The sequence below is a fragment of the Bacillus pumilus genome (assembly GCF_900186955.1).
Taxonomy (GTDB): domain Bacteria; phylum Bacillota; class Bacilli; order Bacillales; family Bacillaceae; genus Bacillus; species Bacillus pumilus.
In genome coordinates this window covers 341,473-364,505 of record NZ_LT906438.1, presented here as the reverse complement: position 1 = coordinate 364,505, position 23,033 = coordinate 341,473, and the positions used below count along the sequence as shown (strand labels likewise).

The following is a 23,033-nucleotide window of genomic DNA, read 5'->3' as shown; positions in this document are numbered from 1 at the left end:
TTACATCACCTTAGACAGGCCAATTGTTTTTTCAATAATGAGCAACGCAATGATAGAAATGATAATAAATATGACAGATATCGCATTGACACTCGGATCAAAGGTTTGCTCAATGTAATTAAACGTCCTGACGGGAATCGTAATCGTTTGGGGAGAGGAAACGAACAAACTGATCGATATTTCCCCAAATGACGTCACGGCAGAAAATACCCCACCTGCAATAATTCCTGGCTTTATCAAAGGCAGCGTCACTCGAAAGAATGTGCGAATGGGTCCTGCGCCAAGATTCATTGAAGCTAGCTCAAGCCGCGGATCCAAATTCGAGACACTGACACCTACTGTTCGAACCACATAGGGAAAGCCAATGATGACATGACCTATGACAAGCGCCCACAAAGATCCCGTAAACCCCATAGCCGTAAACAAATAGAGCATGGCAATCCCTAACACTACTTGAGGAATCATAAGAGGTGACAAAATGAAGGCTTGAATCGCCTCTTTTCCCTTAAAGGAAAGCCTTGCTAAAGCATACGAAGCCATCGTGCCTAAAAGAACCGTGAGAGGCGTTACGATGAATAGCAAAATCACACTGATACGCAGAGACTCCATCCATTCTGGATTCGACACGACCTCTTGAAACCAACGAACAGAGAACGAAGTCGGCGGAAATTCAGGAAAGGCATTTGGACTAAAAGCAGATAGGACAATGACAAGAACAGGTATGGTCAAAAAGAGATAAACCAATGACCCAGCAGTCCAAATCAGGATGGAAAGCAAGCGATCACCTAATGATTTTTTACGCATGCATCCTCGCCTCCCAGCGCTTCAATAGATAGCTTAATAAACTGACCACCACAAGCACACAAACCAATAACGTAAAGGACATCGCTGCAGCAAGAGGCAAGTTATACACCTGCATGACCTGCTGATAAATAGACAGCGGTAGCAGCGGCTGCATTCTTCCGCCGACTAAGAGCGGAGTGATATAGCTCCCAGCCGCCAGCGAAAAGACAATAATAGCCCCAGTCACCATCCCTGGAATGGTCAATGGAAAGGTCACATGAAAGAAGGTTCGAATTCGTCCAGCTCCTAGACTCATAGAAGCCGATCGTAAATGACGATCCATATCAGTTAAGCTCGTCGCAATAGGCAGCACTGCAAAAGGCAGCATGACCTGGACATAAGCAATAATCACCGCATTCATATTCCACAGCATAGAGAGCGGCTTCTCAATCACATGTAAATCTAATAACATGCCATTGATCAGACCATTTTGTGAAAGAAGGACAATCCATGCAAATGTCCGAATCACAACGCTTGTCAAAAGCGGCGAGACAAGTAAGATATAGAAAAATGCCCGCAGACGCGGATGAGGTGCCTTGACGAGCACGTATGCCGCAGGGTATGCCATCAATAAACAAATCACCGTTGTCTGTAAGGCTACCCACACTGTACTTCCAATCGCCTTCACATACGCATCTGTCGTGAACACATGAATATATTGAGAAAAGCTATACGTTTGTAATGTGTTCATCATTGAATCCACATCACGAAAACTGAGCACGAACATCATCACAAGCGGCGCTAGAAGAAATACAACAAGAAACAAACACGCCGGCAGCAGCATGAACCAATGAAATCGCTGATTCTTTTTCTTGATACGCATCACGTATGCACCTTCGAATCTAGGAAAACGATATCTTCAGGCTGCCAATTGATATGAATAGCTTCTCCAGCTTTCGGTAGCTCTGGAAATGCTGCATCAGAAGCATGAACAATCATTTCACCGCTATCGAGCCCCACCACCAAACGTAATGAGTGACCAATATAACTGACATCAGTCAGCACACCTGATACATGGTTGGACTGAATGTCTTCCCGCTCAGAAGATATGTTGATTCTTTCCGGACGGAGCATGAGTAAATGCTTCTCCTTCTTCTCTTGGTGTGCCGCTGCCTTTAATTGAACTTCCTGCCCGTTTGACTGGATTAAATGAGGAACGATAAATGCAGCTTTCGCTTCATCATAGACCGCCTCAAATAGGTTCACTTGTCCGATAAATTCAGCAACAAATCGATTGTTCGGCTGGCGGTACACCTCTAAAGGCGTCCCAATCTGCTGGATTTTCCCCTCTCCTAAAATCCCAACCCGATCAGAAAGACTTAATGCTTCCTCTTGATCATGGGTCACGAGAATGGTGGTAATTCCGACATTCCTTTGAATATTTCGAAGCTCTGTCTGCATATTTTTTCTTAGTTTTGCATCTAGGTTGCTGAGCGGTTCATCAAGAAGAAGAACAGATGGCTGAATCGCAAGCGCCCTTGCAATCGCTACCCGCTGCTGCTGTCCACCACTTAATTGATGCGGCATACGTTTCGCAAACGCTTCTAATTGCACAAGAGACAAACTCTCCATTACCTTCTCTTTAATTTCTGCCTTCTTTTTCTTTTGAACCTTTAACCCATACGCCACATTATCAAATACGGTCAGATGCGGAAAGAGTGCATAGCTTTGAAAAACCATACCCGTTTTTCTTTGATAAGGCGGTAAATTCGTCACATTCTGATCACCAATATAGACGACACCTTTTGTTGGCTCTAAAAAACCGCCAATGATGTTTAATAACGTTGATTTCCCGCAGCCACTAGGACCAAGAAGGGAGAAAAACTCCCCCTCATTCACCGTAAGACTGACATCGTTAAGAGCAATCTGCTCGCCGAAATGCTGGCTAATATGTTCTAAATGGATTCCACTCATACGATCACCTATTTTCCTCCGCCTAATACTTCGTTCCATCGATTTGTCCAATTGCCCAGCTCCGAAGTTGCTGTTTCGTAATCTACCCAAGTCAGCTTGCTATAATAATTCTCTCCAACCTTGACCTTCCCCTTAATCTTGTCACCGTATTTCACATCAGAATTCGACATGCCATAATAAGATACTGCCGAGAAAGCCTCTTGAGCTTCTTTTCCACTTAAATAGTTTAATAGTTTGTAAGCCGCTTCTTCATGCTGACTTCCCTTCGTTAAAGCCCAGCTCGCAACTGCTGCAACAGCGCCTTCTTTCGGATATGAGAAACCAATATTCATTCCTTCTTCTTCAAGTGCAAATGCTCGTCCATCCCAATATGGAACTGCTGCGACGTCACCACGTTCTAACAAGGTTTGAATAGACCCTGGATTGTCTGGAAAAGCAGCTACATGCCCTTTTAATTGCGAAAGGCTTTTAAAGGCTTTATCAATATCCTTAGGATTTGATTCTGTCCCCCCTTGAGCATGAACAAGCGCAGAGAAAAATTGCAGCCCGGCTGAATAAGTCGGGGATGAAATCGCTACCTTCCCTTTTAGCTGACTGCTCCATAGGTCTGTCCAGCTGTTTGGTTCCTGCTTTACGAGGTCTTTTCGATAAGCAATTCCAAGCTGACCCATACTAAAGCCTGCTGCATATTGTTTTCCATCAACAGTGAGCTTCTTTTGAACAGAACGGTAAAGTTTTTTGACATTCGGTGCTTGATCTTCATCGATAGGCGCAAGAACGTTTGCTGCAATGCCTCTTTGAATCGTATCAGGCTGTAAAATAAGCAGGTCATACGGTGGATTTTTACCATTTGACGCTTTTAATTTTGTAAACCATTCAGAATCCGCACCAGAGACGGTTTGGACTTTAATTCCCGTATCTTTTTCAAACTTTTCGAGGATCGGTTTGATATTCTTTTCCCAATCGCCTCCGTATACGCCAACGATTACAGTCTGCTGCTGTTTACCTTGATCCTGTCCATTCCCACCGCAAGCTGTCAGCAGTAGAATCATTGATAAAACACCTGCAAAAATAGTGATTAATCTTCTTTTCATGATTCATTTCCCCCTTTTTGTCCATCCATATGACGAAGTGCTTGAATAATATCTTTCTTTGTTAACGGCTCATTTCTATGACTGAAATATTGATGAACTGCATGTTTATAATGTGTACGTTCATTGGCTGGGTAGGAACGCAGCCGCACAGCAAGCTCGCTGCTAGCTTCATCCGTCCATACTCTCTCATAAGCTTCTCTGTGTTCTCCGACATCCCACATGGTATTAGCAGGATGATTGCCCTTTTCACGAAGCTGATTCGTTTGCTCCTCATCAATCTTCCATTCATTTTGGTCTACATACACTTTAACGCCATATTGCTGCAGCGCTCTTTCTTCACTTAATAAACCTGCTTCCACTTCATGAAGGACTTTTTCTTTCTCTCTTGCAAATGGATTTCCCCAGCCGCCTCCACTTGGTGATATCAATTGCACAATTTCGCCTTTTTCAAGACGTAGAACATCTATTTTCGGCTGGTCTTGTTTTTCACCTTTTGCTGTGACTAGCTTGACCTCACCGATAGCTCCCGCGCGGCCGCCCATTAGCCCCCAAGGCTGAAACTTCATCCGTTCCATCCCTCGTGCGGTCACCATGGATTCAGGCTTGATCATTTCAAATTCCAAACCAATCGCATGTCCGCCTCTGTTTTCTCCTGCTCCGCCTGTGTTTGGCAAAAGCTCATATCGGTGAACATGAATATCAATATGCTGTTCTAAACTCTCAATGGGTGTATTTTTCAAAAAGCCAGACGAATGATCAATACCATCTACTCCATCCGTTCCATTTTGAGCACCGCCGCCTCCGCCTAATGGTTCAACAACAGACATTTTCCTGCCACCTGTTTGATTATCAGGAACGGAGAGAACAACAATTGCAGATTGACCTGCACCTGCTGCCGGCACCGCTTCAGGTAACAGCTTACCAATGGCGCCTAGTACGACATTGTACAGCCTCATCGTAATTGAATGCCGAATACCAACAGAAGCCGGGTATTCTGGATGCACTAACGTCCCTTTAGGTGAAATCACTTCAATCGGATATGTGATTCCGCCATTAATCGGTATAAAGGGATCTTTACTAATAATGTAATTAATCAATCCTTGATATAGGAAGGAATGCTTCTGACCATTGGTGACAAGGTTAAAAGCTGTTTTCACTTGTGGGTCACACTCAGAAAAATCAAGTGTCAGCCGCTTTCCTTTCACCGTTAACTTGATTTTCAACCGGATCGGCACATCCGAGATCATATCATCATCTAAATAATCAGCGAATTCACTCGTTCCGTCCGGAATGGCTTCAATGACCTTTCCTGCACGAACCTCAGATTGTTTCAGGAGGTCCATCATTCCTTGTTTCACTTCATTTATTCCAAATTTCCCGATCATTTCTTTTAACCGAATTTCTGCTGTATTTACTGCAGCAATCATTGCATTGATATCCCCATCATTTAAATGACTGGCTCGGCTGTTGGCTCTTAAAAAAGTACGAACGACCTGATTCTCTTTTCCGCCTTCATAAATTTTCACTGGCGGTATTCTTAATCCTTCTTGATGAACATCTGTCGCTGTCGGTGAAATACTTGAGGGCACAAGTCCGCCCACATCACTTACATGAACAAAAGACCAAGCAAAGCTGACAATTTCACCATCTACGAAAATCGGCTTAATGATATGGACATCTGGCAGGTGAGTTGCTAAACCATCTGTCGTATAAGGGTCATTTGTGATGATAATATCTCCTGGCTGCATCGGTCCGCTCTCTTCAATCGCTTTTTTAAGACTCAGCCCTAAAAAGATCGTGACACCCACTGTCTTCGGATAAACAAAGAAATCTCCAGAAGGCGTGGCTAACGCTGTCGCAAAGTCAGCTGATTCTTTGACGAAAGTCGTAAAAGACGTCCGCTCAATGACATGTCCCATGCCAGATGCAATTGCATTAAAATAACTACGCATCATCTCAAGCTTTGCTGGATCAGTTCTCATGTAAAGCCGCCTCCCTTGAAATCACCAAGTTCCCTGATTGATCAATGCTGCCTGCCCAATTTGGCAGAATCAATGTTGTCGTATCATCCTGCTCAATGATGGCAGGTCCATTAATGACAGAGCCTACTGACAAAGTATCTCTGTAATAAATAGCTGCTTCATATTCTTTTTCTTCCATAAAGATTCGCCTAAATTCATGTGGCTTCAAAGATTGTCCGCTGCTTTCATGAACAGTTGTGAAAGGCAGCGGCGGCGTCTCGCCTATGACTCGAACTCGTAAATGAGTAAACTCGATGTTCGCCTGATCATCTCTATGACCATATTGACGCTGATGTAGTTTGTGAAAGGCTTCAATGAGTTGATGGATATCTTGTTCTTGCTTCAGCCATTCAGCTGATAATGGTAATTCAATCTCAAAGGCTTGTCCTTGATAACGTGCATCTGCCAATAATAGTATGGATGTCTGTTTAATATGCTGAATGTTCTGCTGGCTGAACCAATCAGTCGCTTTTCGAGAAAGCATCTCATAATCTTTTTTTAGTTGATCTATCGAGTAGTCTTTTAAACATATTTTCTTCGACAGTACCGCATCATGAATAAAGTCAGCGTTCAGGGCACCTAATGCACATAATGTTCCTGGACTTGGAGGAACGACCACGTTTTTCGCATGAATTTCTCGCGCAAGGAAATTCGCTACAACCGGTCCTGCTCCGCCAAACGCTAGTAAACTAAAATCTCTTGGGTCAAACCCTTGCTGCTCCATGACATTGCTTAATTCTGTGTACATATTGGCGACAGCTACTTGAATCAGCTGGTCAGCCGCTTCTTCTACCGTTTTGTTGAGCTGGTCAGCAATTGGCTGAAAGGCCTTTTCCGCCGCGGACAGCTGTAGTTGTAAATGTCCTCCGGCAAAACGCTCTTGATTGAGATAACCACATATGAGGAACGCGTCAGTTAAGGCGGCTTTCATTCCCTTTCCATACGAAGCTGGTCCCGGCTGTGAGCCAACTGATTCTGGTCCTGCTTTGAGAAGCCCGCCCTGATCAATCCATGCAACAGAACCCCCGCCTGCCCCTATTGAATACATCGCAACAGATGGAAGAATGATCGGAAAACCTGAAAGCTGATTTGACTGAGCCATCGTAGGCTGTCCATTTTGAATAATGGAGATATCTGCACTCGTCCCCCCCACATCAAACGTGATCAGATTGGATTCGTTTGCAGCGGCTGCAATTCTTGCCGCACCAATGACACCAGCTGCCGGACCAGAAAAAAGTGTTTTAACAGGTGAAGTTGCTGCACTTTCTGCATCCATTAAACCACCATTTGATTGTGTAATGTATGGAGAAATTGGTACACCTTCTTCTTTCAAACGGCTTTTCAATGTTTGTAAATACTGTTTCACCTTTGGTTGGATATACAAATTGACAACAGACATCACAGTACGCTCGTATTCTCTCATTTGGGGCCATAATTCAGATGAAGTAAGGACTTCTAATTGCGGATAATGGTGTTTGATATAGGCTTTTGCCTGTAATTCATGAACTGGATTTTGATAGCTATGTAAAAAAGAAATGACAATACCTGCTAGCCCTTTAGACATGACCTGCTGGACAGCCTGATCTAATTGCTGCAGATGGAGAGGTTTTTTGATCGTACCATCGTGTATCAACCTTTCAGAGATTGGATATACATGCTTTCGTGGTATCAATGGTTCTGGCAAACGAGAATTGAAGTCATAAGGAATGGGTAATCGTAAACGCTGTAGTGACAATATGTCTTGAAAGCCTTCCGTCACAAAAAGGGCCAAATCTGCTCCTTTTCTCTGCAATAATGTATTAAGACCGATTGTCATGCCATGTACGAGATATTGGATTTTAGCTAAATCAACACCTCTGTCTTTTAGAAGTTTTAGCCCATTGATAATTCCCTGAGCTGGGTCGTCAGTCACTGTGGGTGTTTTGAGTTCAGTTAGCGCCCCTGTTGCTTCATTCATCAGCGATAAGTCAGTAAATGTTCCGCCTATGTCTATGCCAAGCCGATAAGAGACATCCGCCATTTGTACTTCCCTCCTACAATGTAAATAGAACGATATTTTGATAAATTACGACATTTTTTGATATTTGACTCCATATTATTAAAGCATATCGGTCTAGTCAATTTTATTTTTTTAAAATTTCTGTGTGTTAAATTCTTGAAATTAGCCCAAAAAGCAGTGATAAAGCCATTTTGATAAAGCATAATCTTTTTATGAACTGAAAAATTAAAATTTTTATGAATTTTTACAAATGTGAAAAGCAAGAAAACGGATAAAAACCGTTTTTCGAACTTTAAAAGGCGTTTTTTCAAAACCAGGAGAAATTGGTAAGTAATTCTGCTATACTTCTGTTTACAAAATACGCAAACAAGAAAGAGAGCTAGCATCTATGAAACTTCTTAAAATCATTCTCTTGCTTTTACTGATCGTCGTTGGTGTAGCAACAGGCTATATTCAGCTGGAGCAAAGTAAACAAGAGACGACGAATTCATCTTATGACAAGACCATTCACTTCCCATCAGAACGTTACCCTGAAACCGCGAAGCACATAGAAGAGGCAATTGATGAAGGGCATTCATCCGTATGCACGATTGACCGTAAACATAGCGATGAACAAAGAGAACAATCACTTCATGGCATCCCAACAAAGCGCGGGTATGATCGGGACGAATGGCCGATGGCGATGTGTAAGGAAGGAGGAACAGGAGCTTCAGTCAAATATATTAGTCCTTCAGATAATAGAGGAGCCGGCTCATGGGTCGGTCATCAATTATCGGATGATCCTGACGGCACAAGAATACAATTTATCATCGATTAACGCCATTTCCCTTTTCTATCTAAAAAAATTTCCTCGTAACTGCATTCAGGTATTTCAAACATTTTTTTCATGCCGATAATCCTTAAGGAGGTTTATCCTACCTTATACCTAAAGGAGTCAAAAAGCATGAAGAAAAAGGGAAAACTGAGGCTTGGTGCCAAAATTTTGCTGATCTTTTTAAGTGTCATCATCATCTTTTCAGCAATTGTTGGTTATGTGGTGAATCGGGAAATGACAGAAAACATCAAGCACATGGCCACTGAAAAAGCAAAAGGTGATTTAAAGCTAGGCTATGCCTACCTAGATGAAAAAGTAGCAGGCTCGTGGCAGATAAAAGATGGAAAGCTTTACAAAGGGAATACCCAAATCAATGATCATGATACATTGGTCGACCATTTAGCAGAATACACCGATGATACCGTCACAATTTTCCAAGGAAATACCCGTGTCGCAACAAATGTCATGTTAAACGGAAAACGAGCTGTCGGTACACAAGTTTCACCAGAAGTGAAGGCCACTGTATTAGATAAAGGTGAAAACTATTACGGCACAGCAAATGTTGCAGGGAAAGACTACCAAACGGCTTATATGCCGATCAAAAATGATGCAGGCGAAACGATCGGTATTTTTTATACTGGCGCCAACCAAAGCATGATTTCACAAATGCTTCAGTCATTCTACATTCAATTTTTCATAGTTCTGTTGTTAAGCCTAATCGTTGCTGTGATCATTATTTCTATTTTCACAAAGCGGATTCAAACCCGTCTCAAGCGTATGGCTTCTGCCATTAAAAGTGCAGGTGAAGGAAATTTAACCATCAATGTGACAGATACAGCAGGCGACGAACTGTCTGATCTGGCTGATCATTTCAATAAAATGCGGGAAAAACTAAATCACACCATTCTTAATGTGATGAACACGTCTGAATTAGTGGCAACTTCATCTGAACAGCTGTCAGCTAGTGCAGAAGAAACAAGTGCAGCATCCGAAAAAATCACCCATAGTATTCAAGAAGTTGCTCAATCATCAGAAGAACAGTCAGCTCAAATGACAACAAGTGAGCACACGATGATTCAAGTATCTAACGAGTTGGCAAACATCACGGAAAATGCGGGGCAAATGGCTTCAAGAAGTCAATTTGCACAAGAAATCGCCCTAAAAGGTGTACAGAATATTGGGGAAGTAAACTCACAAATGACATCTATTGCAAAATCAATAGAGGAAAATGGGACAGCCATTCAAGCATTAGAAACACGTTCGGCTGAAATTGATCATATTTCCCATGTTATTACAGACATCGCTAACCAGACCAACCTGCTTGCTCTTAACGCAGCAATTGAAGCAGCACGAGCAGGCGAGCATGGGAAAGGATTTGCAGTTGTCGCAGACGAAGTAAGAAAGCTCGCTGAAGAATCTCAATCATCATCAAATATGATTTCCCATCTCATTTCTGAAATCCAAAAAGAGATGACTCATTCAACTAATGCGATTAAACGAGTAAGAGAGGAAGCGGCTCAAGGGACTGTACTTATTTCTCATACAGAAGAATCATTTATTGATATTCAGCAGTCAATGAGAGAAATGGCAGATGGTATCAAGCATTTATCTAGTGCATCACAAAAAATCGTAGCTTATACAAACGATGCGAAACGATCCTTTGCCACTATTACAGAAGGGGTTAAACTAACAAGTGAACATTCACAACAAGTAGCCGGTTTAACAGAAGAACAATTTGCCGCAATGGAAGAAGTAACTGCTTCATCAGAAGCTCTTGCCCATTTAGCAGGAGATTTAAAAGCAATGGTTTCACAATTTCACATCTAGATTCCTCATATAGAAGCGCAAGACGGCGACAATCGTCTTGCTGCCTAACATTCTCTTCAAGAATCACTCTTTCAACCATTCACATTCCAACGAAAATCTATGTATAAAGGAGTTTTTTAAATGAATAACTTAAACCAAGCCTATTCCCTATCTATCTCCTATCACCAAATCACCGTATACACCGGAAGCAAAACACCACCTGTGATTGACTGGTCAGATGATGACATTCTTCAAGGTTTCGCCATAGGAGATCACGGTGTATCCTTTGAAGGGGTCAACAACGGAAAAGCATCTGTTACCGTAACTTTAAATAGCAATATGCCCCCAGCTTCGGCTGATAGAACGGTCACAGTGCCTTTTACGCATGCAAGCGATCAAGTTTATATCACAAGCGTCATGGCTCAGGTGCTGTCTTTCCCTATTCCAAAGGGAGACTATCAGCTCACATGCTATACTTCACAGCAGGCTGATCAAGACCTTTATCATATGAATTTCCAAACGGTGTAGGTCACGACTGATCGTACAAATCAAGCCACTTTTCCGCAAAGTCTACCGATTCTCTCACCGGTAATAAATATGAACTGGCAAGCCCGATTTGACCGTGATGATGAGTGCCTCCCGATAGAAGAAAGTCACGGCCGATCTGCTCAAATAGTTCTTCTCTTGTGATAATATCTTGGTATTCTTTCCATACCCTCCATCCATTTTCTAAGATGGGAGCTCCTCTTGTCATGAGGTCTTGCTGAGGGATGCGATATTCAGCCAGATGGAAAGCTGTCAGACTTTCAAAAGACGTACCAATCAGCAGCACCTGAGCCTGAACATCATACATGCGGGCTAGAGGCGAATGTTCTCCTAATCCAAAAGAAAGTGCGTGGTGTTTCAGAAGCTCATGTTTCTTTTTCCCCCAGGCCGTGAATGAAAAATGAGGATGATTGCTTCTCGCCACGCCCGGGTATTTCCAAAACGTTTCCGCTACCTTTCCCATTGCTGTTGGCATCGAGTAAGCTGGATCAAATGCAGGCATCGTGTCTTTGATTGATTTCCACCATGAAAAAGGAACAGGCGGATCGATCCAATCAGCGGGCTCAGAAAGCTCTAACGTTTGTGCCGGCATGATTAGTGTCCCCTCTTCTGTTAAGGTTTCCATCAATGCTTGTATGAGGGCGACAGCGCCTCCGTTTACCCATCCAATAGATGATAAAGATGAGTGAACACATAAAATCATGCCTTTTTTCACACCAAGTTGAACCAAGTCTGCTTTGATTTTTTCCTTTGTCACCGGTTCAGCTTGATTTTGGATTAATTTTTTCATCGTTTCCTTATCCTCCTGCGTCTCTTTTCTTACTGCTGAATGAGACGCTTAACCGCAATAGACAGTTTATAATTTGCGTAATTTGTCAGCTCCGTTAAAAACAGATCCAGTTCATCATGACTGGAGAAATGACCTTCAGCCATATAACAGCCCTCACCACTTATTTTAAATAAATTCTTGATCTCTTCCTGTCGGTCGAGAAAGGACAGAAGCGGTTCGTGATGATGACTGCGGGTATAGAGCTGCATAAATGTTTGAATGGTCTTTTGCGTCCGCCAGTCAATCGAAATGGTATATGCTTCAATCACACCCTCTTCTTCAAGCTTTAACACACGATTTGCAACAGCTTGACCCGTTAAATGAACTTTTTCACCTAGCGCTTTCATAGTTAATCGGCTGTTTTTTGAGAGCTCTTTTAATATATCCAAATCGGTTTGGTCTAACATTGGCTCACCTCTTTCAAAAATCAAGTCCTTCTGATGAAAGACTTTCATTACCCTCTGTCACATGGAACTCTTTTAATATACTGTAAACTTAAGCAGAAAAAAAGGAGGCCTTTTCATGAAAATCACACTCATTCGGAATGCTACTTTCTACCTTGAATATGGTCAGGCAACTTTCTTCATTGATCCCTTTTTAGCAGCAAAAGGAACATATCCACCGTTTCCTCATACAGCCAATCAACATTTGAACAATCCTATTGTTGATTTGCCTGTAAACATTGACATAGACAACATGCTACACCCAGATGCTGTCTTACTCACTCATTTGCACGTGGATCACTTTGATGACGAGGCGAAACAAAAATTAGACCAAGACCAACCCATTTATACGCAATCGGATAATGACAAAAAAGAAGTTGAAGAGGCTGGTTTCCAGCATGTCACATGCATTGAAGATGAAATAGACATTTATGGTGTTCATATTCAGCGGACAGGTGGACAGCATGGGACAGGAGAAATTGCAAAGCGGATGGGACAGGTCAGCGGTTTTGTTTTCTCTCACCCTGATGAACCTACCCTTTACATTGCAGGTGATACCATTTGGTGTGATGAGCCGAAGGAGGTTATCAATACTTGCAAGCCAGATGTCATTGTGGTCAATAGCGGAGCTGCTCAATTTTTAGAAGGCGATCCGATTACGATGACGAAGGAAGACATTTTAGACGTTCACCGTTCTCACCCAACTGCACAAATTGTCGCTACTCACCTTGAGGCAGTGAATCATTGCTTACTAACAAGAGCCTCTTTACAAGCTTACATTCAGGAGCATCAAGCAGCACAAGCCATTTTTGTCCCTAACGATGGTGAAAGTCTCTCCTTCTGAATAGATTGATAAACAATAAAAAACCGGCACCTCGCTGCCGGTTTCATCCTTATGGTCGATGGTGCTGTGGTTTTTTCAGCAATGGCACAAATCCGTTGTTTTTCAAATGATTGTAATGCTCATCCATCCGTTTCGTAATATGTGTACCTTGTTCCTTTGTTAACACACCATATTGGACGTACTTCTCAATCACTTCTTTTCGTTTAGAAAGAATTTGCTGCTCAAGCGTTTCAATTTGTTTTTGTTGTTCTGTCGTTAGTTTTACTTGATGCGTTACTGGCCGCTTTTCCATTTGGGGTGTTTCTCCATGAGCTGTTTCCATATAAAAACCAGACAACAGCATCACCGATAATATGATCAAGCCACTTATTCTTTTCATCATTTTCTTCCCTCCTTTATTCGCATTTATTTTGTGCGCACTTTCCTTTTTTATACATATTTCATCACACAAATTGCACATAATATTCTTACTTTTTCGCTTTTCTTCTGAAAACGTTGTCCTAACAGAAAAAGCGTGCTATGTTTTGTTTTGTATAAAAAATAGAGGAGGATTCTTAAATGAGTCGTTTTTATCATAGAAAATCGATCTGGGTAATGCTTGTTGTGTCTGCTTTCATACTTGTCTTGTCTGCTTGCAGTCAATCAGGCTCTTCTCAGTCTGGAGATTCAAAGTGGGATGAGATTCAAAAGAAAGGGAAAATCGTGGTTGCTACTTCAGGCACCCTTTATCCAACGTCATATCATGATACAGCTAATGGCAAGGATCAATTGACTGGTTATGAAGTGGAAGTGGTCAAAGAAGCATTTAAACGCCTTGATGTGAAAGTAGAATTTAAAGAAATGGGCTATGATGGCATGCTGAGCGCCATTAATTCTGGTCAAGTGGATGCCGCTGCAAATGACATTGACATCACAGATGACAGAAAAGATAAGTTCGCCTTTTCAACTCCTTATAAATATTCTTATGGCACTGCGATCGTAAGAAAAGATGATTTGTCTGGCATTAAAACGTTAAAAGATTTAAAAGGAAAGAAAGCAGCTGGTGCTGCCACAACGATTTACATGGATGTCGCTCGCAAGTACGGTGCGAAGGAAGTCATTTATGATAATGCGACAAACGAGCAATACTTAAAGGATGTCGCTAACGGTCGTACAGATGTCATTCTAAATGATTATTACTTGCAGACACTAGCTCTAGCTGCATTCCCGAAATTAAATATTACGATTCACCCTGACTTAAAATACATGCCAAACGAACAAGGTTTTGTGATGAAGAAAGACAACACAGAGCTTCAAAAAGAATTAAATCGTGTCTTAAAAGAAATGAAAAAAGACGGAACCATGAAAAAGATTTCCGAAAAATTCTTTAATCATGCAGACGTCTCAAAGAAAATAGATGCTGATGTCGAAGATGTCGACATTTCTAAATAAGGAGCCGCAAGCGTGGGAGATATTCATTTAGAATATATATTTAATCCTGCACTGGCAAAGGCGTCATTTCCATTTGTCATGAAAGGCATCTGGCTGACGCTGCTCATTTCCTTTGTGAGCATGTTTTTTGGCACCATTCTCGGCTTTTTTATTGCGCTTGCCAGAATGGCGAATACGTGGATGCTTTGGCTGCCTGCACGGCTGTATATCTCATTCATGCGTGGCGTGCCCATTCTGGTAATTTTGTTTATTCTTTATTTTGGATTTCCTTATATCGGCATTGAGTTTACAGCGGTCACTGCTGCCATTATTGGATTCAGCTTCAATAGCGCTGCCTATATTGCAGAAATCAATCGGGCGGCCCTCTCATCTGTTCCAAGTGGACAGGTGGAAGCTGCCAAATCACTAGGTCTCAGCTATTGGCAAACGATGCGCGGTGTCATTTTGCCTCAATCCGTCCGCATCGCACTGCCGCCATTGACCAATGTCATGCTCGATTTAATCAAAGCCTCCTCACTGGCTGCGATGATTACTGTACCCGAGCTTTTCCAGCAAGCAAAGATCGTAGGTGGGCGCGAATTCGATTATATGACCATGTATATTTTGGTCGCCCTCATTTACTGGGGCATTTGCAGCGTAGTCTCATTGCTTCAGGACTTTTTAGAAAAACACTATGCAAAATATCTGTAACAAAAAAGAGCAGATCCAATCGACCTGCTCTTTTTTAGATTCAGCTTTAATGTATGAGCCATAACCACGCATATAACCCCAATAAAGTAAGGATCAAGGTTGGGATGGTCAGGATGATTCCGGCTTTCATGTATGCACCCCAAGAGATATGGACGCCTTTTTTCTTAAGAACATGAAGCCACAGTAATGTCGCCAATGAGCCGATGGGGGTCATTTTCGGACCAAGGTTGGAGCCGATGACATTGGCATAAATCAATCCGTCTCTCATGACGCCTGCTGTATCTGTATGACCGATTGCTATCGCATCAATCAATACGGTAGGCAGATTGTTCATGACAGAGGACAGCACTGCGGCAAGCACGCCCATAAACATCGTTCCCGCAAGCAAGCCATGCGATGCTCCTTGTTCGATCCATGCCGCCAATATTTCTGTGAGACCGACATTCTTCAGTCCATATACGACGACATACATGCCGATTGAGAAAAAGACAATGGACCACGGTGCTTCTTTTACGACACGTTTTGTCGCCACTTGCGGACTTCTTCTTGCCAGCCACAAGAAGACAAGGGCAATACCGCCCACAATGATGGAGACCGGAACCCCAATGAGTTCCCCTGCAAAATAACCGACAAGCAGACAGCCAAGCACATACCAAGACAAGCGGAACATGCGGATATCCCGGATCACTGATGCCGGTTCCTTCGCCTGTGATACATCGTATGTTTTTGGGATAAGCTTTCGGTAAAACACATAAAGCACTAACATGCTTGCTCCAAGTGACACAAGGTTTGGCACGAACATGTTTGCTGTATATTCTAGAAACCCAATATGAAAATAGTCGGCTGATACGATATTGACCAAGTTACTAATGACAAATGGCAAGGATGTTGTATCTGCAATAAAGCCGCTCGCCATCACAAAAGGCAGGATCATCCGCTCATCCAGCTTTAACGCTCTCACTACAGACAAGACGATCGGGGTCAAAATCAGTGCCGCTCCATCGTTCGCAAAAAAAGCAGCCACGACAGCGCCGAGCAATGTTAAATAAATAAACATGCGGACACCGTTCCCTTTTGCGGCTTTTGCCATATGCAGTGCAGCCCATTCGAAAAAGCCGATTTCATCTAAAATTAACGAAATAATAATGATGCCAATAAACGCAAATGTTGCGTTCCATACTATTTGCGTCACTTCCCACACATCGCCCAGATGAACGACACCAAAGGCAAGTGCAAGAATGGCGCCTCCACATGCTGACCATCCAATGGTTAAACGTCCTGGCTGCCAAATGACAAGGACGAGGGTCAGGATGAAAATCAAAATGGCCAAGGTGACTGCTCCCAAAGGTGGCCCCCCTTTCATAAAATCCTTATCTATCATACAACGAAACACGGCCGTTGTATGCCATTTTCACATGAAAACCCGCAGGTGATCCCGGGCACCTGCGGATTCGATGACTATTGATCTTTTTTCATCAGCATTAATTCAATAAATAACTCACATCGCTGGCTGAAGTGACTTAAATCGATTGAGGTCATATCAAAGATTTGTTTCATTCGATAATTTAATGTATTTTGATGAATAAACAACTGCTCCGCGGCTGGCTTTAGCTTGCAGTTATTCAATAAGTAGACTTCAAGCGTTTTTAAAAATGAGGTTTGGCTGTCACGGTCTTTTTCTTTCAAACGTAATAAATCTGGATTGAAGTCATTTTTCTTTTTTTGATGACTGTAAATTGAGTCTAAGAACCGGAAAACCCCCAGATTCTCGTAATCATATGGAATCAGCTCTTGTCCCCCCACAATTTTCACAGCCTTCACGACCTCTATCGCTTCAAATCGACTTGTGCTCATTTTCATGACATCTCGATATTCTCTTCCCATTCCAATATACAATGGAGAAGGATGGGCATGCGCTTTCGATTGCAGGTGAGCGATGACGTCAGCCGCAGTCGCTTTCGGTGAGTGCCGGTCTGACAAGCTGCCCAATATCACGACAATGTCGGCTTGAACGGAGTATACGTGATTCACCTTGTCTTCTAGCTGCAAATACGTCCGAATGACGTCCTTTACATCTTCTGCCGTCTCACTTTTGTTATCGGCAGCGTGTACGACCATGACAGTAAATACCGCTGGCAGCGGGATGCTTAAATTCTCAGCCTCCCACTTCAGTTCTTCTTCTGTATAAAAATGATCATCCATGACCTTTTTGAAAAATTCTTCAATCTTGCCTTCCTTTTTCTCCAGCTGTTTCTTATTCTTATAAATCACTTTTCCCACTTGAAAGGAAGCTTCATGCAAAAATTGCAGCTCCTCCTGCGTGAGAGAATCCTCAATGTCCTGCACCCAAATAAAGCCTACAACCTCTTGTTTGTGCTTGGCGCTCACAGCCACCCGCCGATTAAACCCGAGCTCGTCATGACCGCTCACATAAAAAGGCTTTGACTCCTTGTGAAGCCGCTCGATGACCCCTGTTTTCTTTAACCAATCGACTACAGACCCCGGACATTCCTTTGAGAAAATCGTTTGCTGATTGACTGGGTCAAACTGCTGAATGCTGTAAGAATTATAAGCAAGGAGCTGACACTCTGTGCTTTCTAAAATGACTGGTTTTTTTAAATACCCGCTAATAAATGCAATTAACTTATCGACATCAAAAAATGTATGAAGCTTTTCTAATATCTCTTCCATCCCGATTGCTCCCTGATTAAGTAATACATTTATCATACTTCTTTCCGGACAGATTTGCATAGAAACAAGTCGTAGACAAGCAAAAAAAGCATGAACCCGTGTGTACAGGTTCATGCTTTTCCAACTTAAAACATTTCACTAATCGTTTTTGCCTGCATGTGTAGAGCTAGGTAATCTGGACCACCTGCTTTTGAATCGGTTCCTGACATTTTGAATCCGCCGAATGGGTGGTATCCCACGATGGCTCCTGTGCAGTTACGGTTAAAGTAGAGGTTTCCTACGTGGAACTCCTGCTTCGCACGGTTGATGTGATCACGATTATTGGTAATGACAGCACCTGTCAAACCATATTCCGTGTTGTTGGCTACTTCAAGTGCCTCATCAAAGCTAGACACTTTCGAGAAGGCCAAGACAGGTCCAAAGATTTCTTCTTGCATCAAGCGAGATGTTGGCTCAAGATCCGCAAAAATGGTTGGATGAATGAAATATCCTTCCGAATTATCACTCGTTCCGCCAGTGACTAAGCGGCCTTCCTGTTTGCCAACCTCGATATAATCCGTGATCTTGTCAAAGGACGCTTGATCAATGACAGGCCCCATGTAGACATCCGCAGAAAGAGGGTTCGCTGTTGTTTTCGTTTCTGTGATTTCCTTCACTCGCTCGATCACTTGGTCATACAGCTTCTCGTGGACGACTGCCCGAGATCCAGCTGAACATTTCTGACCTGAAAAACCGAAGGCTGATGTGAAAATGGCATTAGCCGCTAATTCGACGTCTGCATCCTCATCTACAACCACTGTATCTTTACCGCCCATTTCAGCAATGACACGCTTTAAATGCTGCTGACCTGGCTGTACTTTTGCCGCACGTTCAAAGATACGTGTCCCTACTTCTCTTGAGCCAGTGAATGTAATCAGGCTTGTTTTCGGGTGATCGACTAAGTAATCTCCAACTTCAGCTCCGCTTCCTGGTACAAAGTTCACCACACCCTTTGGAAGACCTGCTTGCTCAAGCTCTTCCACAAAACGTGCGGCAATGACAGGAGTTGCACTTGCAGGTTTTAAGACAACTGTGTTCCCTGTAACGATTGGTGCTACTGTTGTTCCTGCCATAATGGCAAACAAGAAGTTCCACGGCGGAATGACGAGCGTCACGCCAGTTGGTGTGTATACGTATTGATTGTGTTCCCCTTCGCGGCTGTTCACTGGTTTGCCTTTCGCCAGCTCCAGCATTTGACGAGCATAATATTCAAGGAAGTCGATCGCTTCTGCTGTATCTGCGTCCGCCTCGTTCCAAGGCTTACCTGCTTCTTTGACAAGAAGGGCTGAATACTCATGCTTTTTACGGCGAATGCTTGCCGCAGCACGGAATATGACGCTGGCTCTTTCTTCTGGAGACGTATAGCGCCAAGTTTCAAATGCTTTGGCCGCAGCCTGAACCGCTTGTTCTGCCTCTTCTTTCCCGGCCTTTGATACGGTTCCAACAACTTCATCCTTTTTCGCTGGATTGATCGAGACAATTTGGTCTTTCGTTTCGATTCTTTCGCCATTAATCACGAGCGGATAGGTTTGACCCAGTGATTCTGTTACCTTTGCTAATGCTTGTTCAAACGCTTTACGGTTTTCTTCCTGGCTAAAATCCGTGAATGGTTCATGTTTGTAAGGTGTTGTCATCTTTGTCACGCTCCCGTTTCAAATTATTTTTTCGTCATTCCTTTTAAAGCAAAGGCAATGTTTGCCGGCCGTTCTGCAAGACGTCTCATGTAGTAGCCATACCACTCTCGTCCATACGGGGTATAGACCCTCATTTGATAGCCTTCCTTCACAAGTGCCTGCTGCGTTTCTGATCTCATGCCATACAGCATTTGAAATTCGAACTGACTTGTCGGTATATTGTGTTTTTTTACAATATTTTTCGTGAACTCGATCATTTGATCGTCATGTGTCGCAATGGCTGTATAGTTCCCTGTAAGTAATTGCTTTTCGATCAGTTTCTTGTAATTCTGATCAACGTCTTTTTTGTTCGGATACGCCACTTCGGCGGATTCCTTATAGGCACCCTTTACAAGTCGTAAAAATGGTTGCAGCTCATTGAGGTCATCAAGATCCTTTTCTGTTCTGTACAAATACGCCTGCAGGACCGTACTAACATACTCATATTGAGATTTCATCTCTTTAAAAATGTCCAGCGTTTTTTGACAGCGCTGTTCATCCTCCATATCGATTGTCACCATGATACGGTGTTTTTCTGCCGTATCTAAAATACGTTTCATATTGCGATACACAAGGTCATCGTCAATATCCAGGCCGAGTGATGTCATTTTGAGTGACACGTGGGAATTGAGTCCCGCCTCAGCAATCCGCTGAATGGTTTGAATACACTCATCCGTCCGCTCATTTGCAATCTCTGCCTTTGTGACAAACTCACCAAGGTGATCGACTGTTACAGCCATTCCTTGATCATTTAATCGTTTAATGACAGAGATAGCGCTCTCAAAATCTTTCCCACCGATGATTTTCTTAGATGCAACAGCACTTCCCCAATTACGAGCAATATGGTTCAAGAGACTGCTTTTTGACAAAAACAAGAAGAAATTTCTTGTGACCGACTCCATAAAGGGCACCTCCCACTCTTTGTAAGCTATGTCTTTATTGTAAGGCTCATAAGCTGTCCGCTACAATATTTGAAGATGACAAAAATTCTGACTTTTTTTGTGGTTTTATCACAATAAGAGATAAAAAAGAGCCTGCCGCTATCCGGCTGGCTCTTCCCTCCTACACCCACACCTCATCAAGGGTAGACTGCAGCAGCTCATTTAATTCTTGCATCAGATTGTCTTTCGGTTGATTGTAGCTTTTCACCAATTCATCAAAACGCGCCAGCTCTTGATCAATAAATGGATGGACATGAGCGAGACGGTTCTCTACATCCATTTCTTCTCCGTCCATTTTACGTTTGAGCAGTTCGTGAATTTCTGCTAAAAGCGGGCCTTCCTCCACTAGCTCTTTGAGCAATTCATGAAAGTCCATTGGTGGAACTGTCCGGTAACGCTCAATCCACTGACAGGCAAGCAGCGGACGAAGCACATAGAAATACTTCTTGATTCGCACCTGCTCTCCTCGTAAATGCCGACTCTCATTCCGCTTTGCCATATTGAGGTAATGATACATCAAAGCCGCAGGGTAAAACGCTCGATCTTTTAATTCTCTTAGCTGCTTTGCCAAAGAGAAAGATTCAGCATAAATGATATCAGAAGACAGCCATTCCATAATGGACGGATTTGATTTATTGAATAAGCGAAGTGCCTTTCTAAGCTCCCAGCCGCTGATGTCAAGCATGTCATCAATCGGTCGTTCAATGACATCACGATGCTCTTCCATTGCCCAATACCATTCTTTCCGGGGAACATATAAAAAACGAACATCATAATCACTATCAGTCGAGGGAAATCCCCATGCCCTGCTGCCTGATTCGACGGCAAGGCAAATCTTTACGTCATACGTTTTTTCAATGATTTTCAGCTCTTCCTTAATTCTCTCTCTCAAGCGTCCATCAACTCTTTCTATAGAATTCTGCATGACTTCTTCACGTTTTGGGAAAATACGAATAAGACATATATGAAAAAGGAGTTGGATCTAATGTCTATATCTCGCATTATGAAATGGATCACTGGGATTTTTGAAGCCTGCCTTGCCATCCCTGTGATCGGAGGTCTATTCGTTATCAGTAATGGCTATACACCGCTCATGGTCATGCTTATTCTGCATATTATCACACTCGTCTTATCGAAGCGAGACCAGGGACCAATGATTGGAAGCATCATCGGAATTGTCACATCCTGTCTTGCCTGGATTCCGATTCTCGGATTCATTCTTCATATCATCACTGCCCTTGCCCTCATTATCACCGCGTTAGTGCCTGATGAAAAAACGAGACAGAATACGAGCTATTAAAAAAGAGGCCCTCCTAGAGAGTGGCCTCTTTTCTTTTAATTCGTTAAATGCTTTTGTAAGAAGGCAAGCTTCTCTGTTTGAAAAGCCGGGATGTACTCGTGTCCAAAATAGCGGTACACCTTTAAATCTTTATCTGTTTCTAAATGGTTGTATACCGCAAACACAGTAGATGGGGGGGGTGATTTGGTCGATCAAACCGATTGCCATCAACGTGGGCTGTTTCACCCATCCGGCTAAATTGATCAAATCAAAATAGCTTAACGTCTCAAATACCTTTTCTTCCGCTTCTGGATCACTGTTTCTGCGAAAGTATGAATTGATTTCTAAATAAGGATGTTCCAATGCCATATCCACTGCACGCTCGAAATTTGATAAGTACGGATAATCTGCCACGACGACCTTCGGAATGTCTGAAAGTGCTGCAGCTGCAACCGCTAGTGCACCACCCTGGCTGCCGCCCACCACGCCGATTCGGTGTTCATCCACTTCTGGGAAGGACTGAATCACGTCGAGCGCTCGAACCGCATCTAAATAAACACCCCGATAATAGTAGGTCTCTTTCGATAAAATACCTTTTGTCATCCACCCCAAAGCCTGCGCGCCTGGTGTCACTGTCTTATCTTCACTGCCGCCTTGACCGCGGACGAGCATACCAAATGTCGCATAGCCATGCAGTGCCCAATTGACGATGTCATGAATGTCGCCGTCATAGCTTGCATTATAGCCATGAAAACGAACGAGTGCTGGATGCGGACCTGTTTGATCTGGTACCGCATACCAGCCTTCAATTTGAGATTGACCAAAGCTTTGAAACGTCAGGCGGTACACCTTAACGCCCTTTACTGGATAATCATAAGGTTCAAGTGCTGGCTCTGCCTCCACTTGGTTCAGTTCTTCAAGCGACGCCTTCCAAAAGTCTGAGAAATCAGGACGTGCTGTTTTCTTCGGTTTATACTTTTTTAGCTCATCTAACGGTAAATCAAACAATTGCATATCCTACTATCCCCCTTTGTTTTATTAGTTGTGTGTATCATATCACTGTTTTCTTGACGAAGAAAGACATTTTCACTACAAAAGACAAAACCTTCTGACATTTCTATTGGCAAAGAAGATTG

The 23,033-nt window shown here is 42.9% G+C and carries 21 protein-coding genes and 1 pseudogene; 7 read left to right on the top strand and 15 right to left on the bottom strand.

Annotated elements, in window-relative coordinates; all coding sequences use genetic code 11:
* From CKW02_RS01980 to CKW02_RS01955, 6 genes are read right to left on the bottom strand one after another with little or no spacing between them, the layout of a single operon-like run.
* On the bottom strand, positions 1-804 hold the full coding sequence (locus CKW02_RS01980; RefSeq protein WP_003214190.1) for an ABC transporter permease: 804 nt from the start codon (positions 802-804) through the stop codon (positions 1-3).
* On the bottom strand, positions 797-1,666 hold the full coding sequence (locus CKW02_RS01975) for an ABC transporter permease (RefSeq protein WP_003214329.1): 870 nt from the start codon (positions 1,664-1,666) through the stop codon (positions 797-799). Before CKW02_RS01975 ends, CKW02_RS01980 begins: the two co-directional genes overlap by 8 nt.
* Positions 1,666-2,757 (bottom strand): ABC transporter ATP-binding protein, encoded by a 1,092-nt coding sequence (locus tag CKW02_RS01970; protein WP_003213858.1) that lies wholly within the window; start codon positions 2,755-2,757, stop codon positions 1,666-1,668. Before CKW02_RS01970 ends, CKW02_RS01975 begins: the two co-directional genes overlap by 1 nt.
* 8 nt (positions 2,758-2,765) lie before the next feature.
* A complete protein-coding gene (locus CKW02_RS01965) occupies positions 2,766-3,851 on the bottom strand; it encodes an ABC transporter substrate-binding protein (RefSeq protein WP_003214282.1) in 1,086 nt (361 codons plus the stop codon).
* Complete coding sequence (locus CKW02_RS01960) at positions 3,848-5,833, bottom strand: hydantoinase B/oxoprolinase family protein (protein WP_003213841.1); 1,986 nt, start codon at positions 5,831-5,833, stop codon at positions 3,848-3,850. Before CKW02_RS01960 ends, CKW02_RS01965 begins: the two co-directional genes overlap by 4 nt.
* Complete coding sequence (locus CKW02_RS01955; protein ID WP_003214320.1) at positions 5,823-7,892, bottom strand: hydantoinase/oxoprolinase family protein; 2,070 nt, start codon at positions 7,890-7,892, stop codon at positions 5,823-5,825. Before CKW02_RS01955 ends, CKW02_RS01960 begins: the two co-directional genes overlap by 11 nt.
* A gap of 367 nt (positions 7,893-8,259) precedes the next feature.
* Here CKW02_RS01955 and CKW02_RS01945 point away from each other — a divergent pair, with 367 nt between their 5' ends.
* The 3 genes from CKW02_RS01945 (at position 8,260) to CKW02_RS01935 (ending at position 11,019) form a co-directional block, all read left to right on the top strand.
* Positions 8,260-8,688, top strand: coding sequence for a NucA/NucB deoxyribonuclease domain-containing protein (locus CKW02_RS01945; RefSeq protein WP_003214307.1), 429 nt, complete (start codon positions 8,260-8,262; stop codon positions 8,686-8,688).
* A gap of 126 nt (positions 8,689-8,814) precedes the next feature.
* Positions 8,815-10,512, top strand: coding sequence for a methyl-accepting chemotaxis protein (locus tag CKW02_RS01940; protein WP_003214067.1), 1,698 nt, complete (start codon positions 8,815-8,817; stop codon positions 10,510-10,512).
* 120 nt (positions 10,513-10,632) lie between these two features.
* A complete protein-coding gene (locus CKW02_RS01935) occupies positions 10,633-11,019 on the top strand; it encodes a competence protein ComJ (RefSeq protein ID WP_003213827.1) in 387 nt (128 codons plus the stop codon).
* 1 nt (position 11,020) lies between these two features.
* On the opposite strand, the gene CKW02_RS01930 is transcribed toward CKW02_RS01935, so the two are convergent.
* Together CKW02_RS01930 and CKW02_RS01925 are read right to left on the bottom strand one after the other, a co-directional pair.
* Entirely contained in the window at positions 11,021-11,827 is an 807-nt protein-coding gene (locus CKW02_RS01930) for an AAC(3) family N-acetyltransferase (RefSeq protein WP_003214338.1), read from the bottom strand.
* Between the two features lie 29 nt (positions 11,828-11,856).
* Positions 11,857-12,273 carry an Lrp/AsnC family transcriptional regulator gene (locus CKW02_RS01925; protein WP_003214483.1) on the bottom strand — a complete coding sequence of 139 codons (417 nt, stop codon included), beginning with the start codon at positions 12,271-12,273 and terminating at the stop codon, positions 11,857-11,859.
* Between the two features lie 115 nt (positions 12,274-12,388).
* Between CKW02_RS01925 and CKW02_RS01920 the strand changes: the two genes are divergently transcribed.
* Positions 12,389-13,153, top strand: coding sequence for an MBL fold metallo-hydrolase (locus CKW02_RS01920; protein WP_003213935.1), 765 nt, complete (start codon positions 12,389-12,391; stop codon positions 13,151-13,153).
* Positions 13,154-13,202: 49 nt separating this feature from the next.
* Here CKW02_RS01920 and CKW02_RS01915 read toward each other — a convergent pair whose 3' ends face one another.
* Positions 13,203-13,532, bottom strand: a complete 330-nt coding sequence (locus tag CKW02_RS01915) for a YckD family protein (RefSeq protein ID WP_034620249.1) — start codon at positions 13,530-13,532, stop codon at positions 13,203-13,205.
* Between the two features lie 179 nt (positions 13,533-13,711).
* Here CKW02_RS01915 and CKW02_RS01910 point away from each other — a divergent pair, with 179 nt between their 5' ends.
* Together CKW02_RS01910 and CKW02_RS01905 are read left to right on the top strand one after the other, a co-directional pair.
* The gene (locus CKW02_RS01910) at positions 13,712-14,584 is read left to right on the top strand and encodes a transporter substrate-binding domain-containing protein (protein ID WP_003214277.1); all 873 of its coding nucleotides are present in this window, start codon (positions 13,712-13,714) and stop codon (positions 14,582-14,584) included.
* 12 nt (positions 14,585-14,596) lie between these two features.
* Positions 14,597-15,274: an amino acid ABC transporter permease gene (locus CKW02_RS01905; RefSeq protein ID WP_003214368.1), complete on the top strand. Its 678-nt coding sequence runs from the start codon at positions 14,597-14,599 to the stop codon at positions 15,272-15,274.
* Between the two features lie 46 nt (positions 15,275-15,320).
* Here the strand turns inward: CKW02_RS01905 and CKW02_RS01900 are convergent, their stop codons facing one another.
* The 5 genes from CKW02_RS01900 to CKW02_RS01880 all read right to left on the bottom strand — a co-directional run bounded on the left by CKW02_RS01900 (position 15,321) and on the right by CKW02_RS01880 (position 21,543).
* A complete protein-coding gene (locus tag CKW02_RS01900; RefSeq protein WP_003214227.1) occupies positions 15,321-16,619 on the bottom strand; it encodes an arsenic transporter in 1,299 nt (432 codons plus the stop codon).
* 113 nt (positions 16,620-16,732) lie between these two features.
* Positions 16,733-17,965, bottom strand: coding sequence for a PucR family transcriptional regulator (locus CKW02_RS01895; protein WP_003214110.1), 1,233 nt, complete (start codon positions 17,963-17,965; stop codon positions 16,733-16,735).
* Between the two features lie 125 nt (positions 17,966-18,090).
* Positions 18,091-19,638 (bottom strand): L-glutamate gamma-semialdehyde dehydrogenase, encoded by a 1,548-nt coding sequence (gene pruA / locus CKW02_RS01890; protein WP_003214333.1) that lies wholly within the window; start codon positions 19,636-19,638, stop codon positions 18,091-18,093.
* 23 nt (positions 19,639-19,661) lie between these two features.
* Positions 19,662-20,579, bottom strand: a complete 918-nt coding sequence (locus tag CKW02_RS01885) for a proline dehydrogenase family protein (RefSeq protein WP_003214449.1) — start codon at positions 20,577-20,579, stop codon at positions 19,662-19,664.
* A 160-nt stretch (positions 20,580-20,739) separates the two neighbouring features.
* Positions 20,740-21,543 (bottom strand): nucleotidyltransferase domain-containing protein, encoded by an 804-nt coding sequence (locus tag CKW02_RS01880; RefSeq protein ID WP_095117740.1) that lies wholly within the window; start codon positions 21,541-21,543, stop codon positions 20,740-20,742.
* 60 nt (positions 21,544-21,603) lie between these two features.
* Between CKW02_RS01880 and CKW02_RS01875 the strand changes: the two genes are divergently transcribed.
* A complete protein-coding gene (locus tag CKW02_RS01875; RefSeq protein WP_003213913.1) occupies positions 21,604-21,918 on the top strand; it encodes a hypothetical protein in 315 nt (104 codons plus the stop codon).
* A 35-nt stretch (positions 21,919-21,953) separates the two neighbouring features.
* On the opposite strand, the pseudogene CKW02_RS01870 reads toward CKW02_RS01875, so the two are convergent.
* Positions 21,954-22,911 (bottom strand): annotated as a pseudogene (locus tag CKW02_RS01870) (acetylxylan esterase).
* Positions 22,912-23,033: the final 122 nt, after the last annotated feature.

Bases quoted from the DNA above. Each gene is read 5' to 3' on its own strand.
- CKW02_RS01915 (WP_034620249.1), bottom strand. From the start codon at position 13,532: ATGAAAAGAATAAGTGGCTTGATCATATTATCGGTGATGCTGTTGTCT.
- CKW02_RS01935 (WP_003213827.1), top strand. From the start codon at position 10,633: ATGAATAACTTAAACCAAGCCTATTCCCTATCTATCTCCTATCACCAA.
- CKW02_RS01940 (WP_003214067.1), top strand. From the start codon at position 8,815: ATGAAGAAAAAGGGAAAACTGAGGCTTGGTGCCAAAATTTTGCTGATC.
- CKW02_RS01880 (WP_095117740.1), bottom strand. From the start codon at position 21,543: ATGCAGAATTCTATAGAAAGAGTTGATGGACGCTTGAGAGAGAGAATT.
- CKW02_RS01980 (WP_003214190.1), bottom strand. From the start codon at position 804: ATGCGTAAAAAATCATTAGGTGATCGCTTGCTTTCCATCCTGATTTGG.
- CKW02_RS01920 (WP_003213935.1), top strand. From the start codon at position 12,389: ATGAAAATCACACTCATTCGGAATGCTACTTTCTACCTTGAATATGGT.
- pruA (WP_003214333.1), bottom strand. From the start codon at position 19,638: ATGACAACACCTTACAAACATGAACCATTCACGGATTTTAGCCAGGAA.
- CKW02_RS01875 (WP_003213913.1), top strand. From the start codon at position 21,604: ATGTCTATATCTCGCATTATGAAATGGATCACTGGGATTTTTGAAGCC.
- CKW02_RS01970 (WP_003213858.1), bottom strand. From the start codon at position 2,757: ATGAGTGGAATCCATTTAGAACATATTAGCCAGCATTTCGGCGAGCAG.
- CKW02_RS01885 (WP_003214449.1), bottom strand. From the start codon at position 20,579: ATGGAGTCGGTCACAAGAAATTTCTTCTTGTTTTTGTCAAAAAGCAGT.
- CKW02_RS01895 (WP_003214110.1), bottom strand. From the start codon at position 17,965: ATGGAAGAGATATTAGAAAAGCTTCATACATTTTTTGATGTCGATAAG.
- CKW02_RS01925 (WP_003214483.1), bottom strand. From the start codon at position 12,273: ATGTTAGACCAAACCGATTTGGATATATTAAAAGAGCTCTCAAAAAAC.
- CKW02_RS01955 (WP_003214320.1), bottom strand. From the start codon at position 7,892: ATGGCGGATGTCTCTTATCGGCTTGGCATAGACATAGGCGGAACATTT.
- CKW02_RS01930 (WP_003214338.1), bottom strand. From the start codon at position 11,827: ATGAAAAAATTAATCCAAAATCAAGCTGAACCGGTGACAAAGGAAAAA.
- CKW02_RS01965 (WP_003214282.1), bottom strand. From the start codon at position 3,851: ATGAAAAGAAGATTAATCACTATTTTTGCAGGTGTTTTATCAATGATT.
- CKW02_RS01945 (WP_003214307.1), top strand. From the start codon at position 8,260: ATGAAACTTCTTAAAATCATTCTCTTGCTTTTACTGATCGTCGTTGGT.
- CKW02_RS01975 (WP_003214329.1), bottom strand. From the start codon at position 1,666: ATGCGTATCAAGAAAAAGAATCAGCGATTTCATTGGTTCATGCTGCTG.
- CKW02_RS01960 (WP_003213841.1), bottom strand. From the start codon at position 5,833: ATGAGAACTGATCCAGCAAAGCTTGAGATGATGCGTAGTTATTTTAAT.
- CKW02_RS01910 (WP_003214277.1), top strand. From the start codon at position 13,712: ATGAGTCGTTTTTATCATAGAAAATCGATCTGGGTAATGCTTGTTGTG.